Annotated in this window: 14 protein-coding genes, 2 pseudogenes and 1 other annotated feature; of the genes and pseudogenes, 15 read left to right on the forward strand and 1 reads right to left on the reverse strand. The window is 32.1% G+C overall.

The features are described 5' to 3' along the window. Positions 1–261: pseudogene (locus RYO54_RS19705) on the reverse strand (tyrosine--tRNA ligase); the annotation flags it as partial. Positions 262–322: 61 nt separating this feature from the next. Further along, positions 323–584: a binding site (T-box leader), on the reverse strand. 242 nt (positions 585–826) lie between these two features. Here RYO54_RS19705 and RYO54_RS19710 point away from each other — a divergent pair. The 15 genes and pseudogenes from RYO54_RS19710 to RYO54_RS19780 form a co-directional block, all read left to right on the forward strand. Then, positions 827–1,933, forward strand: a complete 1,107-nt coding sequence (locus RYO54_RS19710) for a DEAD/DEAH box helicase (RefSeq protein WP_315122396.1) — start codon at positions 827–829, stop codon at positions 1,931–1,933. A gap of 238 nt (positions 1,934–2,171) precedes the next feature. Next, complete coding sequence (locus tag RYO54_RS19715; protein ID WP_315122397.1) at positions 2,172–2,507, forward strand: CPCC family cysteine-rich protein; 336 nt, start codon at positions 2,172–2,174, stop codon at positions 2,505–2,507. A gap of 503 nt (positions 2,508–3,010) precedes the next feature. Beyond that, positions 3,011–3,481, forward strand: a complete 471-nt coding sequence (locus RYO54_RS19720; RefSeq protein WP_315122398.1) for an RNA polymerase sigma factor — start codon at positions 3,011–3,013, stop codon at positions 3,479–3,481. Further along, positions 3,478–4,008, forward strand: coding sequence for a zf-HC2 domain-containing protein (locus RYO54_RS19725; protein WP_315122399.1), 531 nt, complete (start codon positions 3,478–3,480; stop codon positions 4,006–4,008). Before RYO54_RS19720 ends, RYO54_RS19725 begins: the two co-directional genes overlap by 4 nt. Before the next feature lie 6 nt (positions 4,009–4,014). After that, entirely contained in the window at positions 4,015–4,779 is a 765-nt protein-coding gene (locus RYO54_RS19730) for a hypothetical protein (protein WP_315122400.1), read from the forward strand. Positions 4,780–4,986: 207 nt separating this feature from the next. Further along, positions 4,987–5,988 carry a 2-hydroxyacyl-CoA dehydratase gene (locus tag RYO54_RS19735; RefSeq protein WP_315122401.1) on the forward strand — a complete coding sequence of 334 codons (1,002 nt, stop codon included), beginning with the start codon at positions 4,987–4,989 and terminating at the stop codon, positions 5,986–5,988. Beyond that, positions 5,985–6,746: an acyl-CoA dehydratase activase gene (locus tag RYO54_RS19740; RefSeq protein WP_315122402.1), complete on the forward strand. Its 762-nt coding sequence runs from the start codon at positions 5,985–5,987 to the stop codon at positions 6,744–6,746. The genes RYO54_RS19735 and RYO54_RS19740 overlap by 4 nt, the downstream gene beginning before the upstream one ends. Before the next feature lie 13 nt (positions 6,747–6,759). Then, a complete protein-coding gene (queD, locus tag RYO54_RS19745) occupies positions 6,760–7,191 on the forward strand; it encodes a 6-carboxytetrahydropterin synthase QueD (RefSeq protein ID WP_315122403.1) in 432 nt (143 codons plus the stop codon). A gap of 1 nt (position 7,192) precedes the next feature. Further along, positions 7,193–7,858, forward strand: coding sequence for a putative 7-carboxy-7-deazaguanine synthase QueE (gene queE / locus RYO54_RS19750; RefSeq protein WP_315122404.1), 666 nt, complete (start codon positions 7,193–7,195; stop codon positions 7,856–7,858). Positions 7,859–7,861: 3 nt separating this feature from the next. Then, positions 7,862–8,449, forward strand: a complete 588-nt coding sequence (gene folE, locus RYO54_RS19755; protein WP_315122405.1) for a GTP cyclohydrolase I FolE — start codon at positions 7,862–7,864, stop codon at positions 8,447–8,449. Positions 8,450–8,467: 18 nt separating this feature from the next. Beyond that, positions 8,468–9,118, forward strand: a complete 651-nt coding sequence (gene queC / locus RYO54_RS19760; RefSeq protein WP_315122406.1) for a 7-cyano-7-deazaguanine synthase QueC — start codon at positions 8,468–8,470, stop codon at positions 9,116–9,118. Positions 9,119–9,253: 135 nt separating this feature from the next. Continuing rightward, positions 9,254–9,619 carry a DUF2294 domain-containing protein gene (locus tag RYO54_RS19765; protein ID WP_315122407.1) on the forward strand — a complete coding sequence of 122 codons (366 nt, stop codon included), beginning with the start codon at positions 9,254–9,256 and terminating at the stop codon, positions 9,617–9,619. Positions 9,620–9,796: 177 nt separating this feature from the next. Continuing rightward, positions 9,797–11,176 (forward strand): DUF3360 family protein, encoded by a 1,380-nt coding sequence (locus RYO54_RS19770; RefSeq protein ID WP_315122408.1) that lies wholly within the window; start codon positions 9,797–9,799, stop codon positions 11,174–11,176. A 141-nt stretch (positions 11,177–11,317) separates the two neighbouring features. Beyond that, entirely contained in the window at positions 11,318–12,022 is a 705-nt protein-coding gene (locus RYO54_RS19775; RefSeq protein ID WP_315122409.1) for a response regulator transcription factor, read from the forward strand. Further along, positions 12,019–12,431 (forward strand): annotated as a pseudogene (locus RYO54_RS19780) (hypothetical protein); the annotation flags it as partial. The gene RYO54_RS19775 and the pseudogene RYO54_RS19780, both read left to right, overlap by 4 nt.

Below are 12,431 nucleotides of genomic sequence, written 5' to 3' on the forward strand. Positions count from 1 at the left end.
TGATGGGTCTCCAATTTTACCTGTGAAATCTCCAATTATGATTACTGCACGATGCCCTAAATCCTGCATTTGTTTGATTTTACGCAACACAACAGCATGACCTAGATGTATATCTGGTGCAGAAGGATCAAGTCCAAGTTTAACAATAAGAGGGCTATTAGTTTCAATACTTTTCTCTAGTTTCACCATTAGATTATCTTCACTAACAACCTGACTTACCCCTTTCATAATAATCTTAAACTGTTCTTGTGCACTTTTCACTACTATCATCCTTTCTAAAAATTAATTTGAATATAAAAAAGACCCCTGTTCTCTGCTCTATGCAGAGGACGGGAGTCTTGAACTCACGTGTTACCACCTCAAATTTATTTATACATCACTGTATAAACCTTATCAGGTACGGCACAAAAGTGCTTATACCCTAGCGATATAACGGTCGCACCCGGCAACAGCCTACTAAGATGCAAATCTTTTCAGTGTGCCACTCAGAGATGTATTCAAAATCCGTTTTCCGCACCTCTCATCAGCCGGTAACTTTCTGTTGAAAACTTATGATTTCTACTTCTTCTCATCGCAGTTTTATAATATGATTGGTAGTCTAGCATCAATATCATGAAATGTCAATACTTAATTTGAAAATATAAATGTAAGTTTACGGATTACTTTATACATATTATGCTTTGAAATAAATAAAGCTAATTTAAAAGAAGATAATTTATGTTTGAAATATAGATAAGCTTAGCAGTATATTAAATAACGGGCATAAAGGTTATAATAATATGACTACTAATAAAAAACACACTTTAAAATAGAAAGGTAAATTACAATGATGAAATTTAAAGAACTAGGACTTAGCGATGATTTAATAAAAATACTAAAAAATCAAGGAATAAGTAATCCAACTCCAATTCAAGAGGAAAGTATAATGTTTATAAAGGATGGCCATGATGTTATAGCAGAGGCACAAACAGGGACAGGGAAAACCCTGGCGTTTTTACTTCCTATGTTTCAAAATATGTCTCCCAGTATTGATGCAATTCAAGGTTTAATACTAACCCCCACAAGGGAACTGGCAATTCAAATAACTGAGGAAGCTATGAAGCTTACGGAAGCTGAAGATTTAAATATATTAGCTGCATACGGTGGTAAGGATATAGGATCTCAGCTAAAAAAGCTAAAGGGTAATATTCATTTAATTATTGCAACTCCAGGCAGGCTTTTGGATCACCTTCAGAGAAAAACCATAAATCTTGAAAATTTAAAAACACTAGTATTAGATGAGGCAGATCAAATGCTTCTTATGGGATTTAAAAATGAAGTTGAAACTATTATAAAATATACAGGTAAAAAACGTCAAACCCTTTGTTTTTCAGCAACTATGAATTCTGATGTTAAAAAACTGGCTTATAAATATATGAAAGAGCCAAAGGTAGTAGCAATACAAAAGGAAGAAGTAACTCTTAAAAACATAGAACAATTTTTAGTAGAAACCACAGACAGAAAAAAACTAGATGACTTGTGTAAGGTTTTAGATAAGGATAATGCTTTTATGGCCATAATATTTTGCAGAACTAAAAGAAGAGTTGATAATCTTGAAGAGGACCTTTACCAGAGAGGCTATAACTGTAAAAAGCTACACAGTGATTTAACTCAATCAAAACGTGAAAAAGTAATGAAGGATTTCAAAAATATGGATATTCAATATTTAATAGCCACGGATGTAGCAGCTAGGGGACTAGACATAACTGGAGTTAGCCATATATATAATTATGATATTCCAGAAAGTGCTGAAGCTTACATACATCGCATAGGAAGAACTGGGAGAGCTAATGAGAAAGGATATGCTTATTTATTTGTAGATCCAAAGGATAAGAGCACTTTAGATATGATAGAAAAAGGAATTAAGTTTAAAATTCCTACCCAAAGGGATTAAATAGTGTAAACCCCATAGAAGTTACTAGGCTTATATGGGGTTTAACTTTCGCTACGTTTGATAATACGATAAATATAGATAATAGCTCTAAATATAGCAATATGGCTCCTGGATAGGTAGATTTGATGTGTGACTATGTGGAGAATGATGGTACAATGTATATATGAGTTCTTTTAATTATAAACAGAGTTCTTAAATGGTATTTATCGGATAAATATTTTTATAGGTGGTGGATATAATGAACAGCAAGCAATATAAATATTTACCAGTAGCAACCTATGGAGAAGAAGCAAATAACAGGACTGATATTGAGGTTGATATAATTGGTAACTCACCGTGTCCTTGTTGTAGATTTATCACAATTCCTAATAATGGTGATGCACTTGCCTACATCTGCCCAATATGTTTTTGGGAGATAGATTTGTTTATTAAAAGTGATGATGAGACAAGTGATCAAAATCATGGATTAACACTAATTAAAGCAAGAAAAAATTATCAGCAGTTTGGTGCAGTATTGCCTAATTTGAAGAAATATTGCAGACAACCAAAAGAACATGAATATCCAACAAAATGAGGAAATCTGCATTTATCCGATGACTATCATCCGTAATACTCCCATCGCACTCTGTGAAAGCGATTCACATAAAATCAAAGATTTTAGTTCTCTGCTTTTCTACAAGTGGGAGATATTAGAACTCTTGAGCTTCAGCGATTTAGAGTTCTTATGCTGTGCATAACGGATGCTACGTCCCTGGATAAGTTCTTCTAAGCTTCAGTTGGAGTAAGTATTCCTTTTAAGCAAACTCCACCTGAAGCTAAGAATCACTTGATAATAAGACGCACGATTTATTACCATTTAATTATTCATATTTAAATATGTGTCTTATTGGTAAGATATGGTTCATAAATCTTGTAGATATAATAAATGAATAATCGTAAATAAGCATAGTCAGAGTAACTAAGTAATTTTAGCGTGTCAAAATGGCACGCTAAAATTTTATTCTAAAGGGTGTAACATTTCCGGGGAAATTGTGACTAATTAATTGAAGGGGGGATTTTGTGAAGTAAATAGAAAATTTGTATATCTTATATAAAGAAGATGTCTATAAATATTTGATATCTCTTACGCACAATGAAACCCTTTCAGAGGATTTACTTTCAGAAACCTTTGTAAATGCAATACGAAGCATTGGAAATTTTAAAGGAGAGTCTTCCATAAAAACTTGGCTATTTTCTATTGCTCGTCATTTATGGCTTCAAAGTCTTAGAAAGGAAAAACCTACAGTAGAATATAATGATTTATTGGGGCTCTATGTATGGGAAAGCTTGGAGGATAAATTTATTAAAACTGAAATCATGGGTAGGATTTTAGAACTTTTAGAAGAAAAAGACGAGCGTACACAAACTATAGTGAATATGAGAATAAAAGGATATAGCTATAGTGAAATAGGAAAGGAAGTTGGGATTTCAGAAAGCTCTGCAAGAGTTATTGATTTTCGCACGAAAAAGTGGATAAAAACTTCTTTGGAAAAGGAGGGATTAGTTTGAAAATATCCTGTGAAGTAGTACTTGATTTAATACCCCTTGTAAAGGATGGGGTTGGGAGTAGTGATAGTAGTAGCCTTGTAAATGATCATATAAAAACTTGTGAAAGTTGTAGGAGTGAATTTGAAGCTTTTGAAGGAGTTAAAAATGAGCAGCCTGGTATTAAAGATGAAAAAATTATTTTTGATATAAAACGCAGTATTTTTATAACACAGCTTATTATTTTATTTGCTGGGGCTATTGTTGGAGCAGCGCTATCAAATTCTATGGGAATGTTTTATAACTTTTTAATTATGCCCATCATTGGAGGACTTGGATATATTACTTTTAAGAAAAAGTGGTGGTTAGTTCCTGCTCTAGTGTTTGTTTTATCCTATTTGTGGCAATTTATAAGCGTAATAATTGAGGGGGGATTTGCCTTAGAGGCCTTATATTATCCCGTATTTTTAAGCAGCATATATACTTTTCTTGTATTTTTAGGAATCGTTATTAGTGAACTATTACACTTTACTTTTAAGAAAGAGAGGTAAATTATTATGAATAAAATAAAATCACTAAAAATTGTGGCAGGTTTATCGGCGCTAATTCTTATTTTCGGAATACTTTTCGTCACTAATGCTTTTGTAGGAAATCCAATTTCTAAGGCCTTTGCAAATAAGAGTATAAAGAAATATGTGGAGCAAAACTATTCTTTTTTAGATTTAGAATTAGAAAAACCCGTTTATAACTTTAAATTTAGTTCATATATGGCAAGAGCACAATCTAAAACCAGTATAGATACAAAGTTTGCAATTTATTACAAGAATGGTAAGGTTCAAAGAGATGATTATGATAGCTATGTGTTAGGCATGTTTAATACAATAGAAAGACTTTCAGACGAATATTCTGCTCTTGCAAAATCTCTTATTGCCAAGGAGTTGGGCTTTGAAAAAAATACCACAACGGTTATGTATGATAAGGGCGAATATGAGAAGGGTAATAAAAAGTTAAAGCTTGACATGAAGTTTGATAGGAGCATTCCCATGGATGCAGAGGTTATACTGAGGGTAGATTTAAAGAATAATTCTATAGAAAGTATTGAGAAAGTTTTCAGGGATGCACATAAGGTTTTTTTAGATAATGGGTGCAAATTTAATAAATACGGACTATTTAGCGAAGAAAATGATGGCATGCTTGTAATGGTAAATGATGTTACTCCTGATCATATAGAAAGCGGTGAATTTAAAAGCCTGCTTCAAAATGCTAAAAGTGATGAGGATGCAGATGGAATAAGAGTTTTTATAAAAGGAGAGAAAAAGTAGGGACGTCCAATGGACGTCCAATTTTATTGACGTAATAAAGATCTTATAGTATACTTTAGAAATATAAAAAATAATAAAGACAGTTCGTAACCATCCTGTCTATAAACAAAACTAGGGCGAAACTACCGGCTTAGGTAGTTTTTTGTTTATGGGCGTTTTACGCTCTTTTTTGTTTGGAAAAATTTTCAAAAGCGAGGAGGAAAGATAATGAAAAAAATAGGATTAACCACCACAGTACCAGTGGAAGTTCTTATTTCGGCAGGATATACTCCAATAGATTTAAACAATATTTTTATAACCTCAAAGGAGTATTTAAAATATATAGATATTGCAGAAAGAGATGGTTTCCCTAAAAGCTTATGTGCTTGGATAAAGGGAATTTATGGAGTATGCATAGAGGAAAATATTAAAGAAATAGTTGGTGTTGTAGAAGGAGACTGCTCCAATACAAAAGCTTTAATTGAAGTTTTAAAATTAAAAGGAATTAAAATACATCCTTTTTCATTTCCACAGAACCATAAACTAGAGGATGTGGAAAATGAAATAAGAAAGTTTATGAATAGCTTTAATGTTACTGAAGATGAAGTAGAAAAGGTTAGAAAAAGGCTAGTAAAGGCTAGAAAATTATCTAAAGAGATTGATGAATTGACCTATAAGGAAAATAAAGCTACTGGCTTTGAAAATCATTTATATTCCGTGAGCCTAAGCGATTTAAATGGAGATATTGATGGATTTGAAGAAAGTCTTAAAAAAGCCATTGAAGATATTAAGAAAAGAGAACCGCTAAATAAAAAGTTAAGGTTAGGATATATAGGAGTTCCACCTATGACTTCTGATATATATGAATTCGTTGAAAAACTTAATGCTCATTTTGTATACAATGAAGTGCAAAGAGAATTTGCCTTTCCTAGAGGTGATAGAGCAAAAAATATATTTCAGCAGTATTATGATTACACTTATCCTTATGATGTTAATTTTAGAATTATGGAATTAAAAAGCCAAATTAAAGAAAGAAAATTAGATGGTATAATTCACTATACTCAAGCCTTTTGCTACAGAACTGTAGAGAATATTGTGCTAAAGGAGAAATTAGATATTCCAATACTTAATATCGAAGGGGATAAGTTAAATACATTAAGTGCAAGAACAAAGCTGAGATTAGAAGCTTTTCTCGGTATGCTATTGGATTTAAAGGAGAGTAGAATATGAGAATACTAGGCATAGACCTTGGAAGTAGAGAAGTGAAAATAGTTTTGATGGAAGATAATAATATAATAATAAAGAAAAAAATAAGTACCATGAGTTTTTATAGAGATTATTGTAGCTATAAGGGTAAGGTTATTGTAAATTTAGAAAAACTTAACCTAGGACAAGTTGATAAAGCAGTATCCACGGGATATGGGAAAAATAATACGGATTTATTACTCTTTACTCAAATAAATGAGATAAAGGCCCATGTTTATGGAGGAATTTATCAAACTGGATTAAAAGATTTTATTCTTTTAGATGTAGGTGGACAAGATGTAAAGGTGGTCAAAGTAGAAAAGGGAATTACTACAGATTTAGAGCTTAATGAAAAATGTGCTGCATCCTGTGGTAGGTATCTAGAGAATATGGCAAATGTGCTTGAAATATCTCTTGATGAAATGAGTAAATACTGTGAAAATCCTGTGGAACTAAATTCAACCTGTGCGGTATTTTCTGAGTCAGAATTAATAGGAAAAATAGCTGAAGGGGTGAGAATAGATAAGCTTTGTGCAGGAGTTAACTATTCATTATATAAAAGACTTTATCCACTACTTAGCAAATTTAGAGGAAAAAAGCTAGTTTTAGCAGGAGGTGTGGCTAATAATACCGCCATAAAAAAATATCTAGAAAAGGATTATGAAGAAATATTATATCTAAATGAGCCTCAGTTTAACGGAGCAATAGGTTGCTGTTATTATGGAAGTAAGATTTTAAAATAAGGAGGAGAAACCTATGTATATATTAAAAGCGGAACAAAGTTTTGACAGTGCACATTTTCTTGCTGGATATGAAGGAAAATGTAGTAACATTCATGGGCATAGATGGAAGGTTGAAATTGAAGTAAAGTCTCAAAGCTTAGTAGAGAGTGGTCAACTAGAGGGTATGGTAATAGACTTTGGAGATTTGAAAAAGGCTGTAAAAGATATGGTAGATTATTATGATCATGCATTGATTATTCAAAAAGGAACTATGAGAGAAGAAACTTTTAATTGTCTTATTTCAGATGCCTTTAAAATAATAGAAGTAAATTTTAGGCCAACAGCAGAAAATTTTGCAGCATTTTTCTTTAAAACTATGAAAACTCAAGGATTCGATGTATTAAGAGCTACAGTTTTTGAGACCCCTACAAATAGTGCTGCCTATGAAGAAAGAGAGGGGAACTGAAGTGAAATTTAAGGTTGTAGAAAAGTTTGTTAGCATCAATGGAGAAGGGCTTCTTTGTGGTCAATTAGCAATTTTCATAAGGTTTGCAGGATGTAATTTGAATTGTAGCTACTGTGATACCTCTTGGGCTAATGAAAAAAATGTAGCTTACGAATATATGTCTACTGAGGATATATATGAATATATAAAATCCCAAAAGATAAAAAATATTACTTTAACAGGTGGAGAACCTCTTTTGCAAGAAGGCATAATAGAACTACTGGAGATGCTATCAGAGGATAAAGAACTTCATGTAGAAATAGAAACTAACGGTAGTATATCGCTTCAAGAGTTTTTAAAAATAGAAAATCCGCCGAGCTTTACTATGGATTATAAGCTTCCTTCTAGCGATATGGAAGGTAGCATAAAGTTAGATAATTTTAAGCATTTAACAAAGAAAGACACGGTGAAATTTGTATCTGGTAGCATTGAAGATTTAGAGAAAGCAAAATATATAATAGATGAATTTAACCTTATAGATAAAACTAATATATATATTAGCCCTGTTTTTGGGAAAATTTCTATGGATAGCATTGTAGAGTTTATGAAGAAAAACAATATGAATGGAGTTACATTACAGGTACAACTTCATAAAGTTATATGGGATGCAAATAAGAGAGGTGTATAAATTATGGCAATTGATATAAAGGCAATTGAAGAGCATATAAGAGGTATTTTAATAGCCTTAGGCGACAATCCTGATAGGGAAGGGCTAAAGGATACACCTAAAAGAGTGGCTAAAATGTATGAAGAAGTATTTGAAGGAATGAACTATACCAATGATGAAATTGCAGCAATGTTTAATACTACCTTTGAAAAGGGTATAGATATAAAAGAAAATAATAATGATATGGTTTTTATGAAGGACATAGAAATATTTAGCTATTGTGAACACCATTTAGCGTTGATGTATAACATGAAGGTCTCTGTTGCTTATATTCCTAATAAAAAGGTTATTGGGTTAAGTAAAATAGCTAGAATAGCTGATATGGTAGGACGTAGACTACAGCTTCAAGAAAGAATTGGAAGTGACATAGGGCAAATTATACAAAAGGTAACGGGTTCAGAGGATGTAGCGGTTATTATAGAAGGTGAACACGGATGCATGACTTCTAGGGGAATACAAAAAACTGGTACAAAAACCCTATCAACTACATTAAGAGGAAGATTTAACACAGACCCAATTTTAAATAACAAATTGATGATGCTTTATAAATAATAAGAGGAGTGTATAGTAATGAATAAAGAAAAAGCGGTAGTAGTATTTAGTGGTGGACAAGACAGTACAACCTGTCTGTTTTGGGCGAAAAAGAAGTTTAAAGAAGTTATAGCAGTATCCTTTGATTATAATCAAAAACATATATTAGAACTAGAGTGTGCAAAGGACATATGCAAAAAATACAATGTAGAACACCATATTTTAGATTTGAATTTATTAAATCAACTTGCACCAAACTCATTAACAAGGGTAGATATAGAAGTTGACAAGGAGGCACCAGAGGCGGGAGTTCCGAATAGCTTTGTAGACGGAAGAAACATGCTATTTTTGAGCTTTGTGGCTGTATTTGCAAAGCAAAGAGGAATAAATACAATTATAACTGGTGTGTCTCAAAGTGATTTTAGCGGATACCCAGATTGCAGAGACGTATTTATTAAATCCTTAAATGTAACTTTAAATTTAGCCATGGATTATCAATTTGAAATTCTTACACCTTTAATGTGGATTAATAAAGCAGAAGTTTGGAAGATGGCTAAGGAGTTGGATATTCTTAATATTATTCGAGAAGAAACTTTAACCTGCTATAATGGAATAAAAGGAGACGGGTGCGGAGAATGTCCTGCTTGTAAGTTGAGGAAGAATGGATATCTAGAATTTTTAAAAAGTTAATTATGGATGAACAGTTAAATTTGCTTTTTATTAAAGATTTTTGTTTATTATAACCCGTTATTGCCAAGCTTATTTATATATGATATTATAAAATAACTTTAAAAACTTCCATGCTTAAAACAAGGAGGATTTAATATGACTAGAGGACAATTAGAATCAAAGATAAGCGAGGCTGTAAGCAAGTTTGAAATTGAATTTATGGGACGAGGTCCAAAGGAAATAAAGACAATAATATATGGAGATATGATAATAGTAAGACTTAAGGGATTTTTGAGTCAATCGGAAAAAAAACTTGCAGAAAACACCCAAGGGGTGAAGCTTATAAAAGAAGTAAGAACGGCTTTATTCGAAAATGAAAGAGGATATTTTGATAATCTTGTAAAAGAAATTACTAATGTGAATGTGGTAAGTGCTCATTCTGATGTTAGTACAAGAACTGGAGAAAAGATAATCATCCTTACAGTGGATGAGGATCTGGAATCTAGACTTAATAATAAGTAATAATTTGGAAGACTAAATGAAGGGTGTATAAAACCAGTTGTGAAGTATGCCAATATTTATTAGCTTGTTGCTAGTAAGTATTGGCTTTTTTTGTTGTGTAGCAAATTATATATCTATAAATTAATAGATAAACTGGAACCCTATATTAATAAGATGAAAAATGAAGGGGGAAAATATTTGAGCAAGGTAAAAAACAGAAATGATATATTAACAGAGGAATTAATCAACTACAATCCTAAAAAGAATAGATTTAACATTCCAACAAAAGATTATACTATAAGACTAGAAGATATTATTCCAGCCCTATCTGGAACCATAGGTAAAATTGCACTGGTAGCGGCCTTTGCTATAGCTTGGGCAAAGGGCTATAACATTTCTAATGAAGCCTTTGTTACAGAAAATGTGAGGTTAGAGCTAATAGTTGGAAGCATTATTACAATAATATTTTCCGCCATATTAAATCCATATGCTGCACCGCCTGGGACGCTAGCACCACTAATTCCATTAATACCTCTTATGGCTTCTTTTGGTGTTCATCCACTAGTACTGGGAATTTCAATCGGAGTCTTAGGACTCATCATAGCAAGGTTTAAGTTTTTTGATAAAATAATGGAGCTAAATGGGGTTGCGGCTAGAGGAGGAATTATATTGCTCTTTGGCATCATGGGCATAATGAGTTCCGTTGATAGTCTAAGTAAATGGACGTCCACGCAGAATAATTCAATACTCATTATATTAATTATGCTGGGAGTTATTGCCTACCTAGTCTTAAATAAAATGAATTTGAAGTGGCTTATGATTCCCGTAGCAGCAGCTATTGGCATATTGATTCCTGCATTTTATGGAATTTATCCAGAAGTAAAAGCTTTACCTGCTTTTCCTATACTTAATCCAAAGGTATGGTGGTTTGACATATGGGGCTTGGGATTTGGGTTTACAGTTATTAATTTTGTAAAGGCACTTCCCTTTGCGTTACTGGCTGTAGTTATGTGGCCGACAGATGGCATAGCAATTAAAACTCTTCAGGAGAGTAATTATGATCCAAAAGCAAAAAAATCCATATTTCATATGAATTCTACCTTTGCTTTGGCCTCTATAAGAAATATAATAGGGTGCTTTTTAGGTGGTTCTCAAACCGCTGCGGTGTGGCGTAGCTTTATGATACCTCTTAGTATAGTAAAAAGACCAATTGGAGGAAGTGCCTTTCTTCTTGGAATTTCTGGCATAGCTTTTGCATTATTAGGTTTTCCAATAGATATAGCAATATTTCCCCCTCTGATATGGCTTGTTCTATTGTTTGGAGTATATATTCCATTAGTAGAAATAGGATTAAATACATTAAAGACATCGGCACAAAAGCAAATAGCAGCCATAAGTCTTTTAACGGGACTGGCAATAAACCCTGTTATAGGATGGGTAACGGCTATAGTAATTGAAAATTTCAACATAATTAAAGATGATGACATGAAAAAAGAGTTATCATCTGCAGATCTTAAAATAACAGCAGTTGTAGCTATTATTGCAACACTAAGCTATTTGATTTCAATTAGCATATAAAAAACTATTACATGGAAGGTTATATATATTAGAAGAGCATTCGCAAAAGTGGATGCTCTTTAATCATTTATAAAGAAATTATAAAGTTTTATAAAATCCATAAATAGAGTGTATAATTAAAAGCGTAGGAGGGACCTTTCTATGAATGGAAAAATATTAATAGTTGAGGATGATGCAGAAATAGCCCTATGCATAAAGGAATATGTTGAAAATAACGGTTATAGTACTCTTTGGGCATCTACAGGAAAAGAGGGATATGAGGAATTTAAAAGAGATAAATTTCAGCTGCTAATAATAGATATTATGATGCCTGAAATGGATGGGCTAACCCTTTGTAAAAATATAAGGCTTACAAGTGATACACCCATAATAATTCTTAGCGCAAAGAGTGAAGATTATGACAAGGTGAAGGGATTAAATTTAGGAGCGGATGATTACATGACAAAACCCTTTAGCTTAATTGAACTTCAGGCAAGGATAGAATGTAATTTAAGAAGATATAAAAGATATAAAGGTATAGATGAAAATACTAGTTTTTTAAAATATGAAAATGGACTAGCTATAAATGAGAAGGATAAATATGTAGAAATTCATGGTGTAAATCTTCACTTCACCTCTAAAGAGTTTGAATTACTTGTATTGATGTTGCAAAATCCAAAGAGAGTTTTTAGTAAAAAAGAGCTCTATGAAACTATATGGGGAGAAGAGGACATGGATGGAAACAATACAGTTACTGTCCATATAAAACAAATTAGAGAAAAATTAAAGGATGATCTTAAAAATCCAAAGTTTATTGAAACTGTATGGGGCACTGGGTATAGATTTGTAGGAGAAAGATCAGTATGAAGATAAAAAAATGGCTTACTCTATCCTATGTAACAGTAATGCTTATTCCTATACTAACTAGTATCATGCTTTTCTTTTGGATGCAAAGCTACAATAAACGAACGGAAATGGATGATTACATAAATAATATAAAAAAGTTTGAAAAATACGATAAACTACTAAGCAATAAAGAATTATTTAATAATTATCCTTTTAATGCGGTGAATTTAATTGATGAAGAGGATAAAAATAATACTAAGATAGAGATATATGATAGAAATGGAGTTAGATTATCTTCATCTATTAGTGAGAATGTATATTATCCAATTTCTAGAGAACAGCTCTATTCAAACCTCTATGAAATAGACCATGGATTTAAAGTAGATACCTTAAAAAAGCCTGTTTTTTATGAGGGGGATTTAATTGGATT

It is taken from the genome of uncultured Clostridium sp. (assembly GCF_963515715.1).
Classification (GTDB): Bacteria; Bacillota; Clostridia; order Clostridiales; family Clostridiaceae; genus Clostridium_AW.

Excerpts from the sequence above, each read along its gene's own strand:
- RYO54_RS19735 (WP_315122401.1), top strand. The coding sequence starts at position 4,987 with ATGAAAAAAATAGGATTAACCACCACAGTACCAGTGGAAGTTCTTATT.
- RYO54_RS19740 (WP_315122402.1), top strand. The coding sequence starts at position 5,985 with ATGAGAATACTAGGCATAGACCTTGGAAGTAGAGAAGTGAAAATAGTT.
- RYO54_RS19710 (WP_315122396.1), top strand. The coding sequence starts at position 827 with ATGATGAAATTTAAAGAACTAGGACTTAGCGATGATTTAATAAAAATA.
- queD (WP_315122403.1), top strand. The coding sequence starts at position 6,760 with ATGTATATATTAAAAGCGGAACAAAGTTTTGACAGTGCACATTTTCTT.
- RYO54_RS19730 (WP_315122400.1), top strand. The coding sequence starts at position 4,015 with ATGAATAAAATAAAATCACTAAAAATTGTGGCAGGTTTATCGGCGCTA.
- RYO54_RS19775 (WP_315122409.1), top strand. The coding sequence starts at position 11,318 with ATGAATGGAAAAATATTAATAGTTGAGGATGATGCAGAAATAGCCCTA.
- RYO54_RS19715 (WP_315122397.1), top strand. The coding sequence starts at position 2,172 with ATGAACAGCAAGCAATATAAATATTTACCAGTAGCAACCTATGGAGAA.
- RYO54_RS19765 (WP_315122407.1), top strand. The coding sequence starts at position 9,254 with ATGACTAGAGGACAATTAGAATCAAAGATAAGCGAGGCTGTAAGCAAG.
- folE (WP_315122405.1), top strand. The coding sequence starts at position 7,862 with ATGGCAATTGATATAAAGGCAATTGAAGAGCATATAAGAGGTATTTTA.
- queC (WP_315122406.1), top strand. The coding sequence starts at position 8,468 with ATGAATAAAGAAAAAGCGGTAGTAGTATTTAGTGGTGGACAAGACAGT.